The 23,412-nt window shown below is 71.3% G+C and carries 22 protein-coding genes; 14 read left to right on the forward strand and 8 right to left on the reverse strand.

The window, feature by feature from the left end; all coding sequences use genetic code 11:
• The first annotated feature begins 147 nt into the window (after positions 1-147).
• Positions 148-1,443 carry a hypothetical protein gene (locus ACIQI8_RS12790; protein ID WP_402348214.1) on the forward strand — a complete coding sequence of 432 codons (1,296 nt, stop codon included), beginning with the start codon at positions 148-150 and terminating at the stop codon, positions 1,441-1,443.
• Positions 1,444-1,538: 95 nt separating this feature from the next.
• Positions 1,539-1,682 carry a hypothetical protein gene (locus ACIQI8_RS12795; protein ID WP_402348217.1) on the forward strand — a complete coding sequence of 48 codons (144 nt, stop codon included), beginning with the start codon at positions 1,539-1,541 and terminating at the stop codon, positions 1,680-1,682.
• A gap of 111 nt (positions 1,683-1,793) precedes the next feature.
• Here the strand turns inward: ACIQI8_RS12795 and ACIQI8_RS12800 are convergent, their stop codons facing one another.
• The 3 genes from ACIQI8_RS12800 to ACIQI8_RS12810 all read right to left on the reverse strand — a co-directional run bounded on the left by ACIQI8_RS12800 (position 1,794) and on the right by ACIQI8_RS12810 (position 4,773).
• Entirely contained in the window at positions 1,794-2,765 is a 972-nt protein-coding gene (locus tag ACIQI8_RS12800) for a 3-oxoacyl-ACP reductase (RefSeq protein WP_402348220.1), read from the reverse strand.
• Between the two features lie 11 nt (positions 2,766-2,776).
• Entirely contained in the window at positions 2,777-3,853 is a 1,077-nt protein-coding gene (locus ACIQI8_RS12805) for a Zn-dependent alcohol dehydrogenase (RefSeq protein ID WP_402348223.1), read from the reverse strand.
• Between the two features lie 62 nt (positions 3,854-3,915).
• Positions 3,916-4,773 (reverse strand): MaoC/PaaZ C-terminal domain-containing protein, encoded by an 858-nt coding sequence (locus ACIQI8_RS12810; RefSeq protein ID WP_402348225.1) that lies wholly within the window; start codon positions 4,771-4,773, stop codon positions 3,916-3,918.
• A 256-nt stretch (positions 4,774-5,029) separates the two neighbouring features.
• Between ACIQI8_RS12810 and ACIQI8_RS12815 the strand changes: the two genes are divergently transcribed.
• The 3 genes from ACIQI8_RS12815 to ACIQI8_RS12825 are packed head-to-tail and all read left to right on the forward strand — an operon-like array spanning position 5,030 to position 8,052.
• A complete protein-coding gene (locus ACIQI8_RS12815; protein WP_402348228.1) occupies positions 5,030-5,980 on the forward strand; it encodes an ABC transporter ATP-binding protein in 951 nt (316 codons plus the stop codon).
• Entirely contained in the window at positions 5,980-6,696 is a 717-nt protein-coding gene (locus tag ACIQI8_RS12820) for an ABC transporter permease (RefSeq protein WP_402348230.1), read from the forward strand. The genes ACIQI8_RS12815 and ACIQI8_RS12820 overlap by 1 nt, the downstream gene beginning before the upstream one ends.
• 15 nt (positions 6,697-6,711) lie before the next feature.
• Complete coding sequence (locus ACIQI8_RS12825) at positions 6,712-8,052, forward strand: sensor histidine kinase (RefSeq protein ID WP_402348233.1); 1,341 nt, start codon at positions 6,712-6,714, stop codon at positions 8,050-8,052.
• Here ACIQI8_RS12825 and ACIQI8_RS12830 read toward each other — a convergent pair.
• Positions 8,030-9,568 (reverse strand): alpha-L-arabinofuranosidase B, encoded by a 1,539-nt coding sequence (locus ACIQI8_RS12830; RefSeq protein ID WP_402348236.1) that lies wholly within the window; start codon positions 9,566-9,568, stop codon positions 8,030-8,032. The two genes, ACIQI8_RS12825 and ACIQI8_RS12830, sit on opposite strands and share 23 nt — an antisense overlap.
• Positions 9,569-9,818: 250 nt before the next feature.
• Here ACIQI8_RS12830 and ACIQI8_RS12835 point away from each other — a divergent pair, with 250 nt between their 5' ends.
• On the forward strand, positions 9,819-10,451 hold the full coding sequence (locus ACIQI8_RS12835) for a response regulator (RefSeq protein WP_402350405.1): 633 nt from the start codon (positions 9,819-9,821) through the stop codon (positions 10,449-10,451).
• 162 nt (positions 10,452-10,613) lie between these two features.
• On the opposite strand, the gene ACIQI8_RS12840 is transcribed toward ACIQI8_RS12835, so the two are convergent.
• Genes ACIQI8_RS12840 through ACIQI8_RS12850 form a run of 3 tightly spaced genes read right to left on the reverse strand, consistent with a single transcriptional unit; the run spans position 10,614 to position 13,510 of the window.
• On the reverse strand, positions 10,614-11,405 hold the full coding sequence (locus ACIQI8_RS12840; RefSeq protein WP_402348239.1) for a hypothetical protein: 792 nt from the start codon (positions 11,403-11,405) through the stop codon (positions 10,614-10,616).
• A 26-nt stretch (positions 11,406-11,431) separates the two neighbouring features.
• Positions 11,432-11,977 carry a SigE family RNA polymerase sigma factor gene (locus ACIQI8_RS12845; protein ID WP_402348242.1) on the reverse strand — a complete coding sequence of 182 codons (546 nt, stop codon included), beginning with the start codon at positions 11,975-11,977 and terminating at the stop codon, positions 11,432-11,434.
• 51 nt (positions 11,978-12,028) lie between these two features.
• Positions 12,029-13,510: an MFS transporter gene (locus ACIQI8_RS12850; protein ID WP_402348244.1), complete on the reverse strand. Its 1,482-nt coding sequence runs from the start codon at positions 13,508-13,510 to the stop codon at positions 12,029-12,031.
• A 180-nt stretch (positions 13,511-13,690) separates the two neighbouring features.
• On the opposite strand from ACIQI8_RS12850, the gene ACIQI8_RS12855 reads away from it, so the two are divergent.
• The 6 genes from ACIQI8_RS12855 (at position 13,691) to ACIQI8_RS12880 (ending at position 20,824) form a co-directional block, all read left to right on the forward strand.
• Positions 13,691-14,266 carry a TetR/AcrR family transcriptional regulator gene (locus tag ACIQI8_RS12855; protein ID WP_402348247.1) on the forward strand — a complete coding sequence of 192 codons (576 nt, stop codon included), beginning with the start codon at positions 13,691-13,693 and terminating at the stop codon, positions 14,264-14,266.
• A gap of 151 nt (positions 14,267-14,417) precedes the next feature.
• Positions 14,418-15,017, forward strand: a complete 600-nt coding sequence (locus tag ACIQI8_RS12860) for a (2Fe-2S)-binding protein (protein ID WP_402348250.1) — start codon at positions 14,418-14,420, stop codon at positions 15,015-15,017.
• 4 nt (positions 15,018-15,021) lie between these two features.
• On the forward strand, positions 15,022-15,996 hold the full coding sequence (locus ACIQI8_RS12865; protein ID WP_402348253.1) for an FAD binding domain-containing protein: 975 nt from the start codon (positions 15,022-15,024) through the stop codon (positions 15,994-15,996).
• The gene (locus ACIQI8_RS12870; protein WP_402348256.1) at positions 15,996-18,140 is read left to right on the forward strand and encodes a xanthine dehydrogenase family protein molybdopterin-binding subunit; all 2,145 of its coding nucleotides are present in this window, start codon (positions 15,996-15,998) and stop codon (positions 18,138-18,140) included. Before ACIQI8_RS12865 ends, ACIQI8_RS12870 begins: the two co-directional genes overlap by 1 nt.
• A gap of 174 nt (positions 18,141-18,314) precedes the next feature.
• The gene (locus ACIQI8_RS12875; RefSeq protein ID WP_402348259.1) at positions 18,315-20,051 is read left to right on the forward strand and encodes an MFS transporter; all 1,737 of its coding nucleotides are present in this window, start codon (positions 18,315-18,317) and stop codon (positions 20,049-20,051) included.
• A 134-nt stretch (positions 20,052-20,185) separates the two neighbouring features.
• Positions 20,186-20,824 (forward strand): class I SAM-dependent methyltransferase, encoded by a 639-nt coding sequence (locus tag ACIQI8_RS12880; RefSeq protein ID WP_402350409.1) that lies wholly within the window; start codon positions 20,186-20,188, stop codon positions 20,822-20,824.
• Between the two features lie 13 nt (positions 20,825-20,837).
• Here ACIQI8_RS12880 and ACIQI8_RS12885 read toward each other — a convergent pair whose 3' ends face one another.
• Positions 20,838-21,353: a hypothetical protein gene (locus ACIQI8_RS12885; protein WP_402348262.1), complete on the reverse strand. Its 516-nt coding sequence runs from the start codon at positions 21,351-21,353 to the stop codon at positions 20,838-20,840.
• Between the two features lie 159 nt (positions 21,354-21,512).
• Here ACIQI8_RS12885 and ACIQI8_RS12890 point away from each other — a divergent pair, with 159 nt between their 5' ends.
• Together ACIQI8_RS12890 and ACIQI8_RS12895 are read left to right on the forward strand one after the other, a co-directional pair.
• Complete coding sequence (locus tag ACIQI8_RS12890) at positions 21,513-22,499, forward strand: N-acetylmuramoyl-L-alanine amidase (protein ID WP_402348265.1); 987 nt, start codon at positions 21,513-21,515, stop codon at positions 22,497-22,499.
• A gap of 84 nt (positions 22,500-22,583) precedes the next feature.
• Positions 22,584-23,375, forward strand: coding sequence for a hypothetical protein (locus ACIQI8_RS12895; protein ID WP_402348268.1), 792 nt, complete (start codon positions 22,584-22,586; stop codon positions 23,373-23,375).
• Positions 23,376-23,412: the final 37 nt, after the last annotated feature.

Consider the following 23,412-nt stretch of genomic DNA (forward strand, 5'->3'; position numbering starts at 1 on the left):
GCCTCTCCCCTGGGCCCCGCTCAGCACATCCGCCACCGTTTCCTCAGGCGAATCGTTCCTGGGCCACCCTTATGTGTGAAGAGGGTGCCTGGTGGTCCCACGTCCGTGCGTACGAAAACTAGCTTCGTGGCCGGAGGTGACCAGACGATGACGGCCTGTGCGATCGAACCCGGGGCGACCCCTGAGGAGACGACCCCTGAGGAGGGGGCTCCGCAGGTGGAGTGCACGATCAGCGCGGACGGTGCCTACGCGGCCCGGCTCGCGCTCGACGGCGGCTCCTGGTTCCCGGAGCGCTGGACCCTGGACGGCCCCGAGCCGTACGCCGTCCCGCTGCCCGGCAACCAGCCGGAGGAACCCGGCACCGAGGTGCAGCCGATGGGCGACGGGCGGGTCCTGATCCGGCGCCTGGTGGACGGGCGGCACGTCTTCACGCTGCTGTACCCGACCGGGCCCGGTACCGGTGAGGTGCTGATCGGCGGGGTCGAGTGCCCGGACGAGGACACCCGGCTGCGGCTGCTGCCGCCCGCGCCGGGCGGCGAGAAGGCGTACGCCCTCGCCGTGGGCCGGCGCGCCAGCACGCTGTGGCTGGTGGCGGGCGGCTCCTTCGGGCCCGAGCATGTGGCGGAGATCCCGGGGCGCTGCTCGGGCGGGGTGTGGCTGGACCGGACGGGCCGGATGCTGGCCCTGGACCGGGAGGTCGGCGGCTGCACCAAGGCGATCGTGGTCGACCTGGAGCGGGCGGGCGAGGTCTCGCCGCTGCTCCAGATCGCGGCCGGCAGCGACGACCGGCTGCTGCTCGCCGACCCGGACAGCGGGCTGCTGCTGATCCGCTCGGACGCGCCGTCGCCGGGCGAGGACCGGCTGGGCTGGGGGGTGCTGGGCAGCACGCTGCCGGTGCGCTTCCCGGAGAGCCTGCGGCTGCCGGACTGCGCGGTGACGCCGTTCGCGATCCAGCCGGGGCTGGTGCTGATGCCGGAGAGCTGCGCGGTGGCGCTGCGTGTGGACGGGCCGGTCGGCAGTTGGGTCGGCGTATGGCGGCCGTCCGAGCGGCGGATGCTCCATCTCCCGGCGCCCGAGGGCTGGTTGGCGGGCACCGGGTTGTGGTCCACGGACGGGGTGCTCCAACTGCCCTTCACCACGGCCGAGGTGCCGTGCGGGGTGGCGCGGGTGGCGGTGCCCTGGGGGGAAACGGGGGGATCGGGGGATGCGGGGATGACGGGGGAAACCGGGGGGTCGGGGGACGCGGGGGGCGCGGGCCCGGGGGGTTCGGATCGGGGCGGTACGACCGTGCAGGCGGCGTCGGGGAGTTCGTCCCCGGTCGCCGACGGGTCGTCGCAGCCGGATCCCCCGGTGCCCGCCGTGTCCGCGGTGTCCGCCGTGCCGTCGGCGCCGCGTCCGGTGCCGCTGGGGAAGGCGCCGTTGGCGCGTCTTGTAACGAACTAGTGCCGGTTGGCGCGCCCTTGTGGATTCGAGGTCAGGTGTGCTGGATAAACTCGCCGGGCTGTTAGAAAGATCATGTTAACGGGGTGAACCTTCCGATGAGCGACGCAACCACGATGCAGCCGCTGACCGCCGATACCCACGAGGACAACGGGCAGGGCCGACACCGGGGGCCGGTCTCGGCCCAGGACGGCGAGACGGCTCCTCGCGGCCGACACCGCAAGCCGGAGTCGGGCGAGTAGGCAGAGCACGCGGCCCTGACGGCACGCAGGTGAGTGGCCTGACGGTACGCAGGTGAAGGGGGTGGCCCTAGCTACGGGTCACCCCCTTCCGTGTGCCGGCCGCTCCTGTGGTCAGCCGCGTTTGAGGCCGAGCACCTCCGCCGCCGCGAACGTCTCCCCCGTCGGCCGGTCCGCGTAGTGCGGGGTGAGCAGGGCGTCGAGTTCGTCGTAGCTGAAGACGTCCTGCTTGCTGTCGAACTTCGCCTGGACGTGCGGGCGTTCCACGATCGCGACCATGCCGCCGTGCACCACGAGGAGCTGTCCGTTGACGCGGGCGGCGGCAGGCGAGGCCAAGTAGCCGACGAGCGGGGCGACATGCTCGGGGGCGAGCGGGTCGAGGCCCTCCTCGGGGGTGGCCAGGCCGGCGAAGACGTCCTCGGTCATCCGGGTGCGGGCGCGGGGGCAGATGGCGTTGGCGGTCACGCCGTACTTGGCGAGCGCGAGCGCCGTGGAGGTGGTTAGACCGACGATTCCGCCTTTCGCGGCCGCGTAGTTGGGCTGTCCGGCCGAGCCCGCGAGGAACGCCTCCGAGGAGGTGTTCACGATCCGCCCGTACACCGGCGCGCCCGCCGCCTTGGACCGCTCGCGCCAGTGCGCGGACGCGAAGTGGGTCGTGTTGAAGTGGCCCTTGAGATGGACCCGGATCACCGCGTCCCACTCGCCCTCGGTCATCGAGAAGACCATCCGGTCGCGCAGGATGCCCGCGTTGTTGACCAGGATGTCGAGCTTGCCGAACTCCGACACGGCCGACTCGACGAGCGCCCGGGCCTGGGCGAAGTCGGCCACGTCCCCGGTGTGGGCGACCGCCGTGCCGCCCGCCGCCCGGATCTCGGCGGCGACCTCCTCGGCGGGGCCCGCGGAGGCGGCCCCCGATCCGTCCCGGCCCGGCTGTCCGAAGTCGTTGACGACGACGGCCGCGCCGAGCCGGGCGAGCTCCAGCGCCTCGGCCCGGCCCAGCCCCCGGCCGGCACCGGTGACGACAGCGGACAGCCCCTCAAGAGGCAGCGACGACACAGGAACTCCCGTCGGTTGTGGCGACGACATCGCGACCCCCGTCAGATCTCGATGCACGTACGCAGGGCCGTCCCGGTACGCATCTGGTCCAGGGCCTCGTTGATGTCGGCGAGCGGGACCCGGTGGGTGATCAGGCCCTCCAGGTCGATGCGGCCGGCCCGCCACAGGGCGATGGTCCGCTCGTAGGAGCGCAGGACGTCACCGCCGCCGTACATCGACGGCAGGATCCGCTTTTCGTCGAAGAACAGCTCGAACATGTTGAGTTGGAGGAAGTCGTCCATGGCGCCCGCGCCGACGATGACGAGGCTGCCGCCGCGCCGGGTGTTGTCGTAGGCGGTGCGGGCGGTGCTGGAGCGGCCGACGACCTCGAAGACGTAGTCGAACCCCTCGCCCGCGGTGACCTGTTGCTTGGCGTCGGGCAGTTCCTCGGGCGAAACGGCCCTGGTGGCACCGAACTTGAGCGCGGACTCACGCCGGGAGGCGACCGGGTCGACGGCGACTATCTCGGCGGCGCCCTTGAGCCGGGCGCCCTGGATCGCGGAGATCCCGACGCCCCCGCATCCGATGACCGCGACCGACGAACCGGCTTCCACGTCAGCGGTGTTGAGCGCGGCGCCGAGTCCGGTGGTCACCCCGCAGCCGATCAGCGCGGCGATGTCGAAGGGCACGTCGTCGGGGATCGGCACCGCGCAGCCCGCGTCGACCACGACCTCCTCGGCGAAGGTGCCGGTGCCCGCGAAGCCGAAGACGTCACCGGTGGGGCGACGGAAGTTGGGGGTGCCGGCGTTCATGAACCCGGCAAGACACAGCTCGGTCTGGCCGCGCTTGCAGGCGGCACACTCGCCGCAGGCCGGCAGCCAGCACACGACGACCCGGTCGCCGGCCTTCAAGTTGCTGACGCCTTCGCCGACTTCGAGGATCTCGCCCGCGCCCTCGTGCCCCGGCACGAACGGCGCCGGCTGCGGCAGCACCCCGCTCATCGCGGACAGGTCCGAGTGGCACAGGCCCGTGGCCCGCACCCGGATCCGCACCCTGCCGGGCCCGAAGCCCACCGCCTCGACGTCGTCGAGGACCTCCAGTTTGTCCTGGCCGATCTCTTGCAGTACGGCTGCGCGCATGGTGCGGCTCCCCTCAGGTGATCCCCAGTCAAATGGGCACTGTGTCAGGCGTGGTGGACGAGTCAGGAGTGTTGGACGAGGGTGTCGGCGAGGACCGGCGCGTCGTCCCGCTCCACGGCGCTCACGGCCACCCGGACCGAGCCGTCCAGCCGCCACATGCGGATGCGCAGGGTCTCGCCGGGATACACGACCCCCGCGAACCGGGTGCTGTACGCGCGGACCCGGCCGACATCACCGTCGAGCAGCGTGTCGACGACCGCCTTCAGCGTCATGCCGTACGTGCACAGCCCGTGCAGGATCGGCTTCTCGAACCCGGCCACCTTCGCGAATTCGGGGTCCGCGTGCAGCGGGTTCCAGTCACCGGAGAGCCGGTAGAGCAGGGCCTGGTCCTCACGGGTGGCGCGCTCCAGGGTCCGGTCGGGCTCGCCGGAGGGCGGGTCGAGACGAGCCGAAGGGCCACGATCGCCACCCCAGCCACCCTCCCCCCGTACGAAGATCTGCGAGTCGTTGGTCCACAACGGTCCGTCGGCGTCGGCGACTTCGGTGCGCATCACCAGGACGGCCGCCTTGCCCTTGTCGTACACGGCGGCGATCCGGCCGGTGGTCGTCGCGCTGCCCGTCGCCGGGATCGGGCGGTGCAGCTCCAGCGTCTGGCCGCCGTGCAGCACCTTGGCCAGCTCGACGTCGATGCCCGGCAGGGACAGCCCGCTGATCACGCCGGGCGCGCCGGATCCGGCGACCGTGGCGAAGCTCGGCAGGACGTGCAGCCGGGATTCCAGGGTGTAGCGCAGTTCGTCGGGGTCGGTCGCGGGACGGCCCGCCCCGATGCCGAGGTGATAGAGCTGGACGTCCTTCGAGGTCCAGGTGATCTCGCCGGTCCGGGGTTCGGCGGCCAGGGCCTTGGCGGCGTCGATGGGCAATGCGGCTCCCTGAGTAATCGGAGAGACCCCGGTACGGCCGTCCGCACCGTCGGCCGCACCGAGGTCGTCACGGGCCGATCTAGAACGCGTTCCAGTCCGGCGCCCCTTGTATAGCCCAGCGCACCGCACTTGTGAAGGCTCCTGACACTGTGTCAGGTGGCCGCGGTGTGGCACGGCCCGCCGTGACATTTGTCCTGCCCGAGTCCGTACAAGCGCATCTGCCGGAGGGCGGGGGCGAGTTCGTAGCGTCATAGCCATGACTCAGGGGACGGGTACACAGACACCTGCCGCACAGACACACACAGCCGTACGGTTCACCGCCGCCGGCAAATCCTTCGGCGCCGTCCGTGCCGTGGACGGCATCGACCTCGACATCGCCCCCGGCGAAACCGTGGCCCTGCTGGGCCGCAACGGCGCCGGCAAGTCGACGACGATCTCGCTGCTGCTCGGTCTGAACGAGCCCGACGAGGGCACCGTCTCGCTCTTCGGCGCTCCCCCGGAGCAGTCGGTACGGGCCGGGCGGGTCGGTGCCATGCTCCAGGAGGCACGCGCGGTACCCCGGGTCACCGTGCGCGAACTGGTCGCCTTCGTCGCCGGCCGCTACCCGGCCCCGCTCCCCGTCTCCGAGGCCCTGCGCCTGGCCGGCATCGCCGAACTTGCGGGTCGGCGCGTGGACCGGCTCTCCGGCGGCCAGACCCAGCGGGTGCGCTTCGCCGTGGCGCTGGCCGGGAACCCCTCGCTGATCGTGCTGGACGAGCCGACCGCCGCCCTGGACGTGGAGGCGCGGCAGGCCTTCTGGGCGTCGATGCGGGTGTTCGCGCGCCGCGGCCACACGGTCCTGTTCTCCACGCACCACCTGGAGGAGGCGGACGCGTACGCCGACCGCATCCTCGTCATCGACCGCGGCCGGATCGTCGCCGACGGCACCGGAGAGCAGCTCAAGCGCTCGGTCGGCGGCGGCCTGGTCACCGTCGACCTCGCCGGGCGCGACACCGCGGACCTCGGTCTGCTGCCCGGGGTGCGGTCCCTCGAAGTGCGCGGCGACCGGGCCCGGCTGCGCACCGACGACCCGGACGCGACGGTGATCGCACTCGCCGGTCTCGGCGCGATCCGCGGCCTGGAGGTCGCCCCGGCCTCCCTGGACGACGCGTTCCTGGCGCTGACCTCGGCCCCGTCGTCGACCGACTCTGTGATGGAGGTGGCGTGATGCTGGACTACCTGCGGCTCGAAGTGCGCCGGACCCTGCGGGACGCGGGGTTCGTGATCGGCGGCATCGCGATGCCGGTGCTGATGTATCTGCTCTTCACCAACCTCGGTGCGGACGACGGCGGTTGGAAGACCGGCTCGATGATCGGCATGGCCGGGTACGGCGCCGTCGGCTGCGCCCTGAACACCGGCGGCGGGGTCGCCGAGGACCGGGCGATCGGCTGGCTGCGGCAGCTGCGGGTGACCCCGATGACCCCGCGCCAGGTCGTGGTGGGCCGCACCCTGACCGGTTCGGTGACCGTGCTGCCGGCCATCGTGGTGGTGCTCGCGGCGGGCGGCCTGGTCAACGGCGTCCGGCTGGCCGCCTGGCAGTGGGCGACCGTCGCCCTGCTGCTGTGGCTGGGCTCGGTGCCCTTCACGCTGCTGGGCCTGGGCAACGGCTACCGGCTGACCGGGCAGACCACCGGCGTGACCAACATGGCCTGCAACCTGGGCCTGGCCGTCCTCGGCGGTCTGTGGTTCCCGGTCACCCTGTTCCCCGACTGGCTGCGCACCCTGTCGGCGTACACCCCCACGTACCGCTTCGCCCAGCTGGGCACGGGGGTCGCGGAGGGACACGCCCCGGCGATCGGAGCCATCCTTGTCCTGACCCTCTGGCTGCTGGCCTTCGGTTCGTACGCTGTGCTGTCGTACCGCCGGTCCGGCCGGACCGTCTGAACGGGGAGCTGAGAGATGACCTGGATGCGAGAGGTGTCCTGCCAGGTGGGCAGGTGGCGGGCGGCGCGGGCCCAGTGGAAGGCGGACATGGAGGCCTTCAAGGCCGCGCAGAAGGAGGCCCGCCGCAGCGGGAAGGAGATGCCCGAGCACCCGGGTCCGCCGCCGACCGGCTTCTCCCTGCTGCCCTGGCTGCTGATGGGGATGGGCGCGTTCTCCAACCTGTTCCAGGGCGAGACCGCGAACCCCTGGGTGGGCGGCCTGGGTCTGCTCACCTTCAACTCCCTGTACATCTACGTGACCTTCCGTTCGTTCGTGAAGGAGGCGCGCGAGGCGGTCTCGACCCGGGTGGCGCTCGCCGTGATGGGTCTTGTCACCTGTGGTCTCGCCATCGGGTACGGCGGCAGCTGGCTGTACTTCTTCCCGCTGCTCGGCCTCGCCGCCGGCGCGGCGGTGCGGGGCCCGCGGCTCGGCCAGGTCGGACTCGGACTGACCGCGCTGGCGGCGACGGTCTCCGTGTTCCGCGCGGGCTGGGACGCCATCAACATCGCCTACGGCACCTTCCTGTCCACCATGGTCACGGCCGCGATCCTCTCCCTCTCCGAGGCGGTACGCGAACTGCGCGCCGCCCGCGAGGAGTTGGCCCGGCGCGCGGTCGAGGAGGAACGTCTGCGCTTCTCCCGCGACCTGCACGACCTGCTCGGCCACACCATGTCCGTGATCGTCGTGAAGTCGGAAGCGGCCCGGCGTCTTGCCGCGCGGGACATGGACGCGGCCCTCGCCCAGATCACCGACATCGAGTCCGTCGGCCGCCAGGCGCTGACCGAGATCCGGGAGGCGGTGACCGGCTACCGCGAGGGCAGCCTGGCCACCGAGCTGGACCGCGCCCGCTCGGCGCTGTCGGCGGCGGGCATCGAACCGGTCGTGACCCGCTCCGGCGCCCCGCTCACCCCGCAGACCGAGGTGCTGCTCGGCTGGGTGGTGCGGGAGGCGGTCACCAACGTCCTGCGGCACAGCGGCGCGACCCGCTGCGAGATCACCATCGGCGGCGTCCTGGACCGCGCCAAGCTGACGGTCACGGACAACGGCATCGGCGCCGCCACAGACGCAGACACCGCCACCGGCACCAGCACCGGCACCGAGGCCATCGGCTCCCCCACGGCCGGTGCCGCCGAGGGCATCGGCGGCACCGGCCTCAAGGGCCTCACGGAACGCCTCCGGGCGGCGGGCGGCTCCCTGACGGCCGGTCCGGCACCGCGCGGCGGCTTCACCGTCACCGCCGAACTCCCTGTGGAACCGGCCGACTTCACGTCCTTCGTGGTGACCGAGGCCGTGACTACGGTGCCCAGGGCGCTGTGACCACCCAGCTGACGTCGTCCGCCCACGAGGTGGCGCTGTCGAAGGCGTTCGACCCGCCGTTGCTCGCTATGTAGACGTTGTAGTTGTAGTGCCGCAGATATCTGGTCGGGTAGTTGTACGACGCGAACGACGTGCCCGTGCCGCTCTTCCCGGTCCCCGCGCAGAACGTGGCGTCCTGTCTGAACTGGGCCGTGCCGACCATGGGTTGGCGGTAGAGCTGGTAGTTGAAGTGGCGCAGGAAGTCGCCCGGGTAGTTCCGCGACTCGAACGAATAGCAGGCGCTGTTGGCGAGACCCCGGCGCACGATCCAGGTGGCGTCGCCCTTGTCGAGGGCCGAACTGCTCGACGTGATCGCGGAGACGACCGCCGCGTTGTTCTGGTGGCGGATGTAGTCGGCCGTGCAGCAGGCGGTCGTCGCGCGCAGCGAGATCTCCGAGCCGGCCGTCAGCGTGCCGGTGCTGCCGGTGGATCCGCCGTAGCCGACGGAGACGATGTTGGCCTGCACGGAGTTGTCGGCGGCGTCGGTCGGGATGCCCGCGGTCATGACGCCCTCGAAGAACGAGCCGATGGAGCCGTTGCTGTTGTCCCCGCCGGTGCCCAGGACGATCGCGCCCTCCTGGTGCATGGGTGAGTACCCACTCGTGGTGGGTTCGCCCCCGGAATAGGTGGTCGTGAGACTCCCCGACTGCGCGTTGCCGTATTTCAGCGCGAAATGGTTCTGGCCGTTGTTCTTCAGCAAAGCGGTGACGAACGGTATCGCCCCGGTACCGGTGTTCGCGGTGTTCTTGCTGTACCCGGCGTCCGACTGGAACAGCCCGTTCTCCAGGTCGGCCTGCACCCAGGGTCCCTGGCCGTAGCAGGGCGAGAACCAGCACTCGGTGCCGAAGTTGATGGCGTCCATGTGCCCGTTGCCGGTGTCCAGGTTGTTGGTCTCGGCGTTGCCGTAGTCGAAGCAGCAACTGCCGTTCACATGCGTGCCGGACGTCACCATGTACATCCCCTCGGCCGCGCCGTTGGTGGCCACGCCCGAGGTGGAGTTGTCGCGGTAGCCCATGCCGGCCGAGATCTCCAGGCCGTACACCTGGTGCCCGCCGGCCGTCACCGGCAACGCGTCCGCGGGCGCCCCGACATCGGCCGCCCCGGCGCCGCCCGCGCCCTCGATCGTGAGGTCGTTGTGACGTGCGGACTGGTCGTAGATCTTGGTGATGATGCAGGTCGTACCGGCACAGAACGAGTCCTGCGCCGCCGCGTCGGCGTATCCCCCGGCGGCCAGCAGCCCGATGTTCGCGGTGCCGCTGTCGGAGGCCCGCTGCACCTGGTAGAGCGAGCCGTTGTACGAGGAGTAGAGCGCCCTGACGAGACTGTGCGCGGCCACGCAGGGGGTGCCGGCGGCGGCGTAGATGTCACACGGCAGCGACGACGCGGCCTCGGCCTGCGGGACGCCGACGGCGAGCGCGACGACGGTCGCGAATACCGACAGCACGGCCAGGACCGCGGTTCTGATTCTTGGGAGCACAGTGCACCTCTTTCAACGCCTTGTCGAGATATCGAACTCCGTTCGACCGACATACCGAACCTGTTCGCGATCGAAATTGCGAAAGTTTTCGAAATCGGCAGTGTGCGGGAATTGCAGGGGTGATCGCCGAATGCCGAGGTGATTGTTTTCCCGCGACCGGAAGCCGTCAAGACGCGCGGAGTCGAACCAGGACGAGTTTTTAGGAACGGCCGGTGACCCGTACGGGCCTTACCCTTGCCCGGTGGATGAGATGCCCAAGGACCACCGGCCCGCCAAGTCCATCCGAGTGCTGCTCGCCGAGGACCAGGGCATGATGCGCGGCGCGCTCGCCCTGCTGCTCGGCCTGGAGGCGGACATCGAGGTCGTCGCGCAGGTCGGCGCCGGTGACGTGATCGTGGACACCGCGCTGATCCACCGCCCCGACGTCGCGCTGCTCGACATCGAACTCCCGGGCATGAGCGGCCTCGACGCCGCCGCCGAACTGCGCGACCAGGCCCCCGACTGCCGCGTCCTGATCCTGACCACCTTCGGCCGCCCCGGCTATCTGCGGCGGGCCATGGAGGCCGGAGCCGCCGGTTTCCTCGTCAAGGACGGCCCCGTGGAGGAACTCGCCGCAGCCATCCGCCGGGTGCTGACCGGCGAGACCGTGATCGACCCCGCGCTCGCCGCCGCCGCGCTGAGCGCCGGGCCCAATCCGCTCACCTCCCGCGAGTGTGACGTACTGAAGGCCTCGGTGGACGGCGCGACCGTCGCGGACATCGCCGGCAAGCTGCATCTGTCCGAGTCGACGGTCCGCAACTACCTCTCCTCCGCGATCGGCAAGACCGGCACCCGCAACCGGATGGAGGCGATGCGGGAGGCCCGGCAACAGGGGTGGCTGTGACGCGGGGCGTCAGCTCAGCGCCGTCGCCCCCCGCGCCATCACCCCAGCCCCGTCAGCTCTGCGCCGCCACCCCCGCGCCATCCCCCGCACCGCCACCCCCGCGCCATCACCCCCGCACCGTCACCTCGGCGCCGCCACCCCCGCACCATCGCCCCCGCCCCCTCAGCTAAGCGCCGTCACCTCCGCCGACTCGAACTCCGTGCCCTTCGGCGCCACGCACACGAACCAGTTGTACGGGGAGCCCTCGGCCGAGCGGATCGCCGGCTCGACATTGTCCGTCGCGTCGCTCGTGGGTGCCTTGGTGAGGGAGATGCCGTCGCCATCCTTGATGTGGCACAGGACCCGCTCGGCGGTCTTGGACACCGAACCGATGCCCAGCCGCACGGGGTTGTCGGCACCGGGCACCAGTGGCAGCGCGCCCGATGTGAGGTCCGTGTCCGCCATGGCGTCCGACGCGACGACCGTGTTCTCCAGCACCGGCGAGGTCGTGTCGCCGTAGCCGCGGTACACGAAGTACGCCACCTTGCCAATCAGGTCGGATGCCTTGCGGACGTCCGGCGCCGACTCCTCGTACTCGGCCATCGCCGTCAACTGGGCCTGCGCCTCCGCCTCGTCACGCGGCGCGCCCCAGACGTCGATGAACACCTTCCACTTCGTGCCCTGGTCGGTCCCGGTCGCCAGCGTGGTGCGGTGCGGTGCGTCCTGGAACGCGGCCGGCGTCGGAGTCGGCCGCTGTGTCACCGCCGGCGCCACCTGGTGGCCGTCCCCCGGCAGCCCCGCCAGCGCCAGCGTCGCCGTGGAGCCGACGATCGCCAGTGCCGTCGCCGTGGCCACCGCCCAGCGCCGGGCCCGGCGTCGGCGCCCGCCCCGGATGACCGCCTGGGTGGGGGCTATACCGACCTCGACCCCGTCCGCCGCGTCGGCCAGCAGAAGGGCGATGTCCCTGTCCGTCATGGTGTGACTCTCCCGGTCCGCGCTCATCACTTCCGCCGCCCTTCACCGCTCGTCACCGTGTCCGCCAGTCCCGGTATGGCGCGGAGTTTCGCGATCCCCTTCGCCGCGTTGGACTTCACCGAGCCGACCGAGCAGCCCATCGCCCGTGCCGTCTGGGTCTCGGTGAGGTCCTCCCAGTAGCGCAGGACCACCGCCTCCCGCTGCCGTGGCGGCAGCTTCGCCAGGGCCGTCAGCAGGGCGCCGCGGTCGTCGGCCTGGGCGATGCGGTCGCCGGTGTCGGCCACCTCGCGGGCCAGGCCCGAGTCGTCCCTGGGCGCCAGGAACTCCTTGAGTCGCTTTCGGTGCCTGCGCGCGTGCGCGTTGATCATCACGCGCCGTACATACGCCTCCGGGTCATCGGCCGAGTCGACTCTGCGCCAGGCCACATAGACCTGTTCGAGCGTCGACTGGACGAGATCCTCCGCGGCGTGCTGCTCCCCCGTGAGGAGAAATGCCGTCCGCAACAACCGCGGCCAGCGGCCGACGACAAAGCTCTGGAACTCCTCGTCCCGAGCCTGCTTGCGATCCCCCATGGGCACCTCCTAGATGTTCAAAGGAGTCCATGGACCACTCGAACCGTTGCCTCACTCAGCCGAACTCGTCGAAATCACCTCGGCCGAGTCTCCCCCCGACACCCTGCTCACCGGTGGTTTCCTCCTCGGCAGCCACGCCAGCATGAGCACCGCCCCCGCGAGCAGCACCCCCGCACTCGTGCGGAACACGAGCGCGTACCCCTCGGTCAGTGCCTCCGGCGTCAGGCTGTCCCCCGTCCGTGCCGCCGCGATCGTCGACATGACCGCGAGGCCGAGCGAACCGCCCATCGTGCGCGAGGTGTTGATGAGCCCGGAGACCAGGCCGGCCTCGCCGGGCGCCGCCCCCGACGTGGCGAGCGCGGCCAGCGGGGTCGCGGTCAGGCCCGCGCCCAGCATCATCAGGATGCCCGGGAACATGATCTCGGTGAGGTAGTCGCCCCGCGCTGTCATCGCCGACTGCCAGGCGAACCCGCCCGCCGCGATCAGGGTGCCGAGCGCGGCCACGTTGCGCGCGCCGAGCCTGGGCATGAAGCGGGGCGCGGACTTGGAGCCGATCAGTACCGCGAGCGAGCTGGGCACCAGGGCCAGACCGGCCTCCAGGGGGCTGTAGCCGAGCACGTTCTGGGCGTACAGGGTCATGAAGAACCACATGCAGAACATCGCGGAGCCGGTCAGGAACATCGCCCCGTTCGCCGACGACACCGCCCGCGCCCGGAAGAGTCCGAGCGGCATCAGCGGAGCCGCCGTACGCGCCTCGACCAGCAGGAAGAGCGCGACCAGCGCGATGCCGGCGAGCAGGGGTATCAGGGTGGCGGCCGCCGTCCAGCCTTCGCGCTCGGTCTGCGAGATGCCGTAGGCGAGGGTGGCGAGTCCGGCCGTGACCAGGACCGCGCCCGGCAGGTCGAGGCGCCGTCCGTCGCCGTTGCGGCTCTCCGCGAGCCACCGGGAGGCGCCGGCCAGCACGACCGCTCCGATCGGCACATTGATCAGCAGCACCCACCGCCACGAGAGCCCGTCCACGAGCGCTCCGCCGACGAGTCCGCCCGCGGCCCCTCCGCCCGCGCCCACCGCGGTCCAGGTCGCGATGGCACGCGCGCGTGCGGCGCCCTCCGGGACGGCAGCGGTGAGGATGGTCAAGGTCGACGGCGCGAGGACCGCGGCGCCCAGCCCCTGCACGGCCCGGGCGACCAGCAGCTCCGGCCCCTCCTGGGCGAGCCCGCCGCCCAGCGAGGCCAGCGTGAACAGGGCGAGCCCCACCAGGAACATCCGCTTGCGGCCGTACAGGTCGCCGGCCCGGCCGCCCAGCAGCATGAACCCGGCGAAGGCGATCGCGTACGCGTTGACCACCCACTGCAGCCCCTGCGCGCTCAGTCCGAGGTCGGTCCGCATGGACGGCAGCGCCACGTTCACGACGGACACGTCCAGTACGACCAGGAACTGCCCCGCGCAGGCGAGCGCCACCACCAGCCAGGTGGGCGGTGCGTTGCGGCGGGTTATTCGGGTGGCGTCAGCGGCTTCGAGCATGGGTGTCATACTCTCAACCCGCTTGCGCCCCTTGCATCGGGATTTCGCCGCACCCGTCCTGGACCTCTGGTCCTAGGGCCTGGAGACGGGCTTCCCGCCCACCCGCACGGCTGGTCGGCCGCGCCGACAGGCCCGGGTGCCATCGCCGTATATCCGATGACATTGAGTGTCATCACTAGGATGAGCGACATGGGTCGATGGATGCCGGACGCAGCGGGCCGACTGTCGCGGGCCGCGCTCGAGCTGTACGAGGAGCGCGGGTTCGAGGACACCACGGTCGCCGAGATCGCCGAACGGGCCGGTCTGACGAAGCGGACGTTCTTCCGGCACTTCCCCGACAAGCGCGAGGTGCTGTTCCCGCTCTCGGCCCGGATCCACCAGACGATCGTCGACGCCATGGCCGCCGCGCCGCCCGAGCTCTCGCCGCTCGCCGTCGTCCTGGAGGGGTACGGCGCCGCCGTGGACATGGTGAACACGGCGCATGCGAACGCCCGGCGCCGCCGGGCCGTCATCGTGGCCAATCCGGAGCTTCAGGAACGGCAGCTGACCAAGTTCGCCCAGACCAGTACGGCCGTGGCCGAGGCGTTGTGCGAGCGCGGTGTCGCGCCGCGGGCCGCCTTCCTGACCGCCCTGGCGGGTGCCGCCGCCTGGCGGGCCGCGCGCGAATGCTGGATCGAGGGTCCGGAGACGCAGGACCTGCACGCCCTGCTGCGCGAATGCGCGGAGGAGCTCAGGGCCGAGGTCGCGGCCCCGCTCGCGCCGTAAGCCAGGACGGCCGCCACCGCCGCACCTATCCCCACCACCGCCGTGCCTCTCCCCACCACTCCCGTCACCCATGACACCTGGTGTCATCACTGTTACGATGACACCAGGTGTCATCACTTGCCATGGGTTCGACCGAGAGGGTGCATCGCGTATGTCGGAAACGTTCGACGAGGCAACCACGCTCAAACGGCGAACTTTCGTCGCGGCGTCGACGGCGGTGGCCGGCCTCCCCCTGCTGACCTCGGATCGCCTGCCCGCGGCCCCCGCCGCGCCCACCCCGGCCGACCAGCTCTCCACCGTCCGTCTGACGGTCAACGGCGAGCAGCGCACCGCCCGGGTCGACAACCGCACCTCGCTCCTCGACCTGCTCCGCGAGCACCTGGACCTGCCCGGCACGAAGAAGGGCTGCGACCAGGGCGCCTGCGGAGCCTGCACGGTGCTGGTGGACGACCGGCGGGTGAACGCCTGTCTCACCCTCGCCGTGATGCACCAGGGCGCGGACGTCACCACGATCGAAGGACTCGCTCAGGGCGATCAACTGCACCCGCTGCAACAGGCGTTCATCGACCACGACGGCCTGCAGTGCGGCTACTGCACGCCGGGGCAGCTCATGTCGGGCGTCGCCTGTATCGCCGAGGGCCACACCGGCTCCCGGGCGGAGATCCGCGAGTGGATGAGCGGCAACCTCTGCCGGTGCGGGGCGTACACGAACATCGTCTCCGCCATTCAGCAGACGGCAAAGGAGGCATGACCGCATGCATCCCTTCGCCTTCAGCCGGGTCTCCACCACCGCCGCCGCGCTCAACGCCGGTGCCGGAAACGGCCGTTACATCGCCGGCGGGACCACACTGGTCGACCTCATGCGGGAGACCGTCGAGCGCCCCGCGCACGTGGTCGACATCAACGCTCTGCCGTACAAGGACATCACCGTCACCCGACAGGGGCTGCGCGTAGGCTCCTTGGTCCGGATGAGCGAGCTCGCCGCGCATCCGGAGGTGCGCGCCGGCTACCCCGTCCTCTCGCAGGCGCTCGAACTCGGCGCCTCGGCCCAGCTGCGCAACATGGCCTCCATCGGGGGCAACATCATGCAGCGGCCCCGCTGTCCGTACTTCCGGGACGTCCACTCCGCGTGCAACCGCCGTGACCCGGGCTCGGGTTGCGACGCCCGGGACGGTGACAACCGTATGCAGGCGATCCTGGGGACGAGCACCCACTGCGTGGCAACTCACCCCTCCGACCTGGCAGTTGCCCTCGTGGCGCTGGACGCCGTGGTCGAGGTGCGCGGTCTCGACGGTCCTCGCTCCATCCCCGTCCAGGACTTCTTCCTCCGCCCCGGGGACACACCGCAGAAGGAACACTCGCTCAGGTCCGGTGAACTCATCACCTCCGTGACCGTCCCCGCGGGAGCGCACACGCGCCGCTCGGGCTATCTGAAGGTCCGCGACCGGCAGTCCTACGAGTTCGCCCTCGCGTCGGCGGCGGTGGCGCTGGACATCAGGGGTGGCGTGGTGCGGGGCGCCAGGGTGGCCGTCGGCGGTGTGGCGACCGTGCCGTGGCGGCTGCCCAGGGTGGAGGAGGCGCTCGTCGGCAGGCGGCCGGGGCGCCGGACGTGGACGGACGCCGCGGCCCTCGCGGCCGAGGGCGCCGAACCGCTGTCCGAGAACGCCTTCAAGGTGCAGCTGGTCGAACGGACCGTGCGCCGCCAGCTCATGACGATCGGAGGACAGTGATGGCGACGACCGTCGTCGGGCAGCCGCTCTCGCGCGTCGACGCCCGCCGCAAGGTGACCGGCACGGCCACCTACACCGCCGAGCACCGCATCGAAGGCCTGCTGTACGGCGTGATCGTCAACAGCACGGTGACCCGCGGCACGGTGAGCCGCATCTCGGCGGACGCGGCGCTCGGCCACCCGGGTGTCCTGCGCGTCCTGACCGACTTCGGCAGCCTGCGACTTGCCCACCCCGTCGACCGGATCGCCTTCTACGGCCAGCCCGTCGCGGTCGTCGTCGCCAAGACCCTGGAGGCGGCGACCCACGGCGCCTCGTTGGTTGAGGTGACGTACGAACGGCAGGACGCGGTAACGGACTTCGACGCCCCCGGCATCCCCTCGCAGACACCCGCCGACGAGCCCGACTACAGCCGCGGCGACCCGGCGGGCGCGCTGGCTTCGGCGCAGGTGAAGGTGGACCTGGACCTCACCTCCGCCCGCGAGAACCACAACCCCATCGAACTGCCCTCGACCATCGCCCAGTGGCAGGACGGGCGCCTGACGCTCTGGGACAAGACCCAGTGGTCACAGGGCGCCGCGCGCACGGTGGCCGGCGCGCTCGGCATCGCGGTCGGCAACGTACGCGTGCACAACGAGTTCCTGGGCGGCGGGTTCGGCAGCGGAATCCAGACCTACGACCACGTCATGCTGGCCGCGTTCGCCGCGCGCGAGGTCGGCAGGCCCGTCAAGGTCGTACTGACGAGGCGGCAGTTCTACTACGGCACCGGGTACCGGCCGGCCAGCCGGCACCGGATGGCCCTCGGCAGCAACGCGGCCGGGCGTGTCAGCGCGCTCGTCTACGAGGTGCGGATCGAGAACGCGCGCTACCAGTCCTACACGGACGGCCTGACCGACCTGCCGCAGTTCCTCTACGGCGTCCCCAACACCCGTACCGCCTACCGGGTCACGCCCGTCGACGTCCAGTCCCCGTGCTCCATGCGAGGTCCGGGCGTGGTGCTCGGCAACTACGCCCTGGAAACGGCGATGGACCAGCTCGCGCACGAACTGGCCTTGGACCCGGTCGAGTTGCGGCTGCGGAACGAACCGACCCAGGACGAGGTCTCCCGACTCCCCTTCTCCACGCGGAAGTTGCGTGAGTGCTACGAGACCGGCGCACGCCGCTTCGGCTGGTCCCGGCGGCACGCCAAGCCTGGTTCGCGCACGGACGGCGACCTGCTCATCGGCATGGGGATGGCCACCGCGAGCTATCACAACAACCGGCGCGACTCCAGCGCACGGGCCCGGATCCACGCCGACGGCAGCGCCGAAGTCTTCGCGGCCTCCGCGGACATGGGCCCCGGCACCACCACCTCGGTCATGCAGGTCGCCGCGGACGCCCTGGGGCTGCCCGCCTCGGCGGTCACCTTCCGGCTGGGCGACTCCAGTTACCCCACCGCGCCCCTGCACGCCGCGGCCACCACCATGGCGAGCGTGGGGTCGGCCGTGCACACCACCGGCAACGCGCTGCGGGCGGAGTTCATCCGCAGGGCGGTGGCGGACCCCGAGTCGCCGCTCCACGGCGCGAATCCGGCGGATGTCCGTGTGAGCGACGGCCGGCTGTCGGCCACCGGTGGAGGCCGGGACAGCTACCGGGACATCCTGCGCCGCGCGGGTCTGCCCAGCCTCGACGTCACCGGCAGCTGGGGCCCGGGCGACGCCGATTCGAAGATCTCCACCTACGGCTACGGCGCCGTGTTCGCCGAGGTCTCCGTCGATCCCCTGCTGGGTCTCGTCCGGGTACGGCGGATCTTCGCGGCGTACGACGTGGGGCGGGTGATCAGCCCCAAGCTCGCGCACAGCCAGGCCATCGGCGGCATGGTCGGCGGCATCGGGATGGCCCTCCTCGAAGGCACCGTCACCGACCACCGCGACGGCCGCATCGTCAACGCGAGCCTCGCCGACTATCTGGTGCCGGTGAACGCCGACGTCCCCGACCTGGACGCCGCCTTCATCAACACCGAGGACCCGCAGGCCGACCCGATCGGCGTGAAGGGACTCGGCGAGATCACCATCGTCGGGGTGGCGCCCGCCATCGGCAACGCGGTCTTCAACGCGACGGGCAGACGCCTGACGGACCTGCCGATCCGCCCTGAGGCGCTGCTCTGACCCGCGTGGACGCCCTCGCGGCGCGGTGACGCGGACGCGGTCCTCCGCCAGGACCTGGCGGAGGATCAGATACCCATGACATGGTCAAGAATTGATTAGAGGCGCGAAGCAACGGAATAGTTGCCCATGCATACGAGGTTTACCAGGCACTTATCTCTCTGGAGGCCTCACCTCATGACCCACACGATCAACGAACCGCCCGCCCGGGCAGCCAGCGGGGCCGTGGTCCCGGTGCTCGCCTTCGCGGGCATCGTTGTCGCGGTGATGCAGACCCTGCTCGTCCCGGTCATCAAGGACCTGCCGCAGCTGCTGGACACCGCGCCCAGCAACGCGACCTGGGTCCTGACCTCGACGCTGCTCTCGGGCGCCGTCGCCACCCCGATCATGGGCCGGCTCGGCGACCTGTACGGCAAGCGGCGGATGCTGATCCTCAGCCTCTCCGTCATGGTGGTCGGCGCGCTGGTCAGCGCCCTCACCAGCGACCTGCTCACGATGATCGCCGGCCGGACCCTGCAGGGCTTCGCGATGGGCGCGATACCGCTGGGCATCGGCCTGATGCGCGACATGCTGCCCCGCGAGAAGCTCGGCTCGGCGATGGCCCTGATGAGCTCCTCGATCGGCGTCGGCGGCGGCCTCGCGCTGCCCGCGGCGGCCCTGGTCGCGCAGCACATGGACTGGCACGCCCTCTTCTACGGCGCCGCCGGCCTCGGCGTGCTCGCCATCGGCCTCACCCTCCTCGTCGTACCGGAGTCCCCGGCGCGCGCCGAAGGCACCTTCGACGTGCTGGGCGCGGTCGGCCTCTCCGCCGGACTGGTCCTCTTCCTGCTGCCGATCACCAAGGGCAGCGACTGGGGCTGGACGTCCACCACCACGCTCGGCCTGTTCGCCGCGTCCGCCGCCGTCCTGCTCCTGTGGGGCGTGATGGAGCTGCGCCTCAAGGCCCCCCTGGTCGACCTGCGCACCACGGCCCGCCCGGCCGTCCTCTTCACCAACCTCGCGTCGATCATGGTCGGTGTCAGCTTCTACGTCGTCTCGCTCGTCCTGCCCCAGCTGCTCCAGCTCCCCAAGGCGACCGGCTACGGCCTGGGCCAGTCGATGGTCAGCGCCGGCCTGCTGGTGGCACCCCTGGGCCTGACGATGATGTTCACGGCCCCGGTCTACGCCCGCCTCTCGGCGAAGTACGGCCCCAAGGTCACCCTCATCCTCGGCATGATCATCATCGGCATCGGCTACGGCGCGGGCATCGGCCTGATGAGCGCCGCCTGGCAGAGCCTGGTCATCGCGGTCGTCCTCGGCGCGGGCATCGGCCTCGCGTACTCCTCCCTCCCCGCGCTGATCGTCGGCGCGGTCCCGGCCTCGGAGACGGGCGCGGCCAACGGCCTCAACACCCTCATGCGTTCCATCGGTACGTCGGTGTCGAGCGCTGTCATCGGGATGGTGCTGGCGAACACCGCGAACAACGTCAATGGTGTCGCGATCCCGACCATGCACGGCTTCCGCGTCTCCTTCCTGATCGCGACCGGCGCGGTGGCGATCGGCCTGCTGATGGCCCTGTTCCTGCCCAAGCCCAACCGTGCCCCGCAGCTGAACTTCAGCAGCGAGGAGAAGACCAACCTGGAGCGCGCCGAGCAGATCCTGCGCGGCTTCCGCGGCCGGGTCCTGGACGCGGACGGCTCCCCGGTCGCCCGCGCCAAGGTCACGCTGATCGACCGCCGGGGACGGCAGGCGGGCGCGACGGTCTCCGACGAGGAGGGCGGCTACGTACTCGCCGTGCCGTCCGGGGGCGCGTACGTCCTGGCCGCACGGGCGGTGGGCCACGGCCCGCTGGCGTCGTCGGCGACGCACGGGGGCGAGGAGCGTCCGGTGGATCTGGACCTGTCGCTGCCTTCGGAGACGGTTCCGGCTCCCTGACGCGCGCCCGCTCGCTGATGGGACGCGGGCCCAGGAGAGCACCCCGTACGCCTGTCCGCACCCCCTGTCGCCTCCGCGGCAGGGGGTGCGGCAGCATGGGCGCCCCGGACACCCGTACGACCGAGAGGACCCTCATGCCCGCGGCCCCCAAACCCGAGATCCTGGCCGCGTTCGAGGCGGCGAAGGGGTTCATGCCCGTGGACGAGGGGCTCGCCCTGTACGGGGCCGCCGTCGAGGCGGGCGCGCTCGGGCTGCCGCTCCTCGAAGTGGGCACGTACTGCGGCCGTTCCACGATCCTGCTCGCCGACGCGGCCCGCGAGACGGGCGTCACGGCGCTCACGGTCGACCACCACCGCGGCAGCGAGGAGCAGCAGCCGGGCTGGGAGTACCACGACCCGGAGACGGTCGACTCCGAACTCGGCCTCATGGACACCCTGCCGACCTTCCGCAGGACCCTGCACCGGGCGGGCCTGGAGGACCACGTGGTCGCCCTGGTCGGCCGCTCCCCGCAGATCGCGAAGTTCTGGAACTCCCCCCTCGCCCTCGTCTTCATCGACGGCGGCCACACCGACGAACACGCCACCGCCGACTACGAGGGCTGGGCCCCGCACGTCGCCGAGGGCGGCCTCCTCCTCATCCACGACGTCTTCCCGGACCCCAAGGACGAGTTCACCGGCCAGGCCCCCTACCGCGTCTACCTCCGCGCCCTTGAGTCCGGCGCCTTCACGGAACTCCCGCCGACGGGCTCGCTGCGGGTGCTGCGGCGCACGTGACGCGGAAGCCGACTCAGGAGAGCCGCGCCACCGCCGTCCCGTAGAGCGCGGCCCGCTCCGGCGTCAGGTACCGCGAGACCCGGACCAGGAACCGGCCCCGGACGTAGTCGTACTCGGCGAGCGCGGGCATCGACGTGGTCACGCCCCGGATGTACTCCGCGCGTGCCTCCGCGTCCGCCGCATCCGCGAACACCTCGACGGCACCGCCCCGTTCGATGTCACCGGGACCCGCCCCGGTGACCTCGTTGGCGGCGACGAAGCTGTCCGAGAAGGTGACCTTGGACGTGTACTCATGGGGGCGACCGAGCAGGTGGTTCGGATCGTCGGCCGCGGTGACGGTCCCCGTCATGGTCGCCGTCCCCACGCTCCGGGACAGCTCCTGGAACACGGTCCGCGCGGTCGACGGCGCCCCCTTCGCCGGGCCGCGACCATCGGTCGTGGAGGCGGACGTGCCGGTGACCTGGCTGCCGCAGGCGCTGAGGGCGGCGAGCAGGAAGAGACAGGCCGCGGTGGTACGAGTGCTGTGCATCCACCGATGCTGACGATCCAGCCGCCTCCGCACGTCTGTGTAGCGGACCTGTGACGCTGTGTTCCCTTGTCCGTCGGGGTGTTCGGGCGGAGGCGGGACGGAACGCTCCCGGTACGGGGATCCCGACCACGCGTACGGACGGCCGCTAGGGTGGCTTCCGTGTCGTACGTAGGCCCGGACTTCGATCCTCCCCAGCCCCGCCGTTCCCGGCGCCGTCCCCTGACCGTCGCGTTCGCCGCGCTCGTGCCGGGGGCCCTGCTCGGATGGCTCGTGTACGAGGCGGTGGGGGGTTCCGGCGACGGCGGTGGGTCGGATCAGGCGGGGGTGGCGACGTCCAGCACCGCGTCGGCCTTCAGCAGCCCTGCCTCCGACTCCGCCTCCGCGCCCTCCCCGACCGACCCCGCGACGGACGACGACAAGCAGCCGGGGTCGAGTTCGACGCCCGGCACCTCCGCGCCCGCCGGATCGACCCCGCTCAGGGGCAAGGTCGTCGTCATCGACCCGGGGCACAATCCGACCAACTTCGAGCACACGGCCGAGATCAACCGCAAGGTGAACATCGGCACGAACTCGAAGGAGTGCGACACGACGGGGACGTCCACCAACTCCGGTTATCCGGAGGCCCGTTTCACGCTGGACGTCTCGCGGCGGCTGGCAACGCTGCTGGAGAAGCAGGGCGCCACCGTGAAGTTCACGCAGGACGGGGACCGGCCGTGGGGGCCGTGCGTGGACGAGCGGGCCGAGATCGGGAACAAGGCGAACGCCGACGCGGCGATCTCCATCCACGCGGACGGCGCCGCCGCAGGCAACCGCGGCTTCCACGTGATCCTGCCGGGCTCCGTGCACGCCGGCGCCGCCGACACCCGTAAGATCGTGGCCCCTTCGGCCGAACTCGGCGAGCGCGTCGCGGGCAACTTCCTTCGTGCCACCGGCAGCGCCCCGTCCAACTACATCGGTGACGGCACCGGACTGGTCACGCGCACGGACCTCGGGGGTCTCAATCTGTCAACGGTTCCCAAGGTGTTCATCGAATGCGGGAACATGCGCGATAGCAAGGACGCGGCACTGCTCACCAGCGGCGCCTGGCGACAGAAGGCCGCGCAGGGAATCTCTGAGGGAATCGTGAGTTTCCTGCGCGGTTCCTGATCGGCGGGCGGATCCCAGCGGACACCCAGGTCGGGTGGGCGATAGGGTCTACCGACGACGATGACGACCTACGAAGGACCTGAAGTGAATATCCGCTCCCTCACTCGGGGCGACGGCGTGGTGATCGGGGCAGCGGTATTGCTGTTCATCGCGTCGTTCCTCAAGTTCTACTCCGCCGACGGATTCAACCTCGACGCGAACGCGTGGGAAAACCTCGGCACGGGCCTCGGCGTGTACATGGGCGGAGTCATCGGCGCCGCCCTGATCGTCGTCAACCGTGCGCTGCCGCAACCGCGCAAGGTCCTCGGCCTGGACCTCGGCACGGTCGGTGTGGCGTTCACGGTCCTCGCCGCGTGGGCGATGTTCTGGACGCTGGTGGATGTCCCGGAGGGCGCGAGCGCGGCCATCGGTCTCATCCTCGGCTTCCTCGCCGCGCTCATCCTGGCCGGCGGCGCCATCGCCACCCCGCTCCTGCCCCCGCTGCAGGCGGCCCTGCTCCCGGCGCCCAGCCCCGCCGCGCCCCAGCCCTACGGCGCCCAGCCGCCCGGTGGTTACGGCTACCCGGGCGCGCAGCAGCCGCAGCCGGGCCAGCCCCAGCCCTACGGCGGTCAGCCGCAGCCGGGTCAGCCCTACGGTGGTCAGCCGGCGCCCGCCGCCCAGCCGCCGCAGCCGGCCGGGGAGTTCGCGCCGTTCTGGTTCGCCGTGCCGGTGCCGCGCCCGCTGTTCTCGGAGGACGGTTCGCCGTCGCCGATCGCCGAACTGGCGCCCGGCACGTGGTACTTGGCCGTCGAGCAGCGCGGTCCGAGCCTGGTGGCGCAGACGCAGGACGGCCGTCGTGGCGTACTGCAGGACACGAGCGGTATCCAGCGCGGCTGAGTCCCACCGCGGAGTTTCCCGACGGCCCCTCGCCCTT

Source organism: Streptomyces sp. NPDC092369, from assembly GCF_044755245.1.
In the GTDB taxonomy this organism is placed as follows: Bacteria; Actinomycetota; Actinomycetes; order Streptomycetales; family Streptomycetaceae; genus Streptomyces.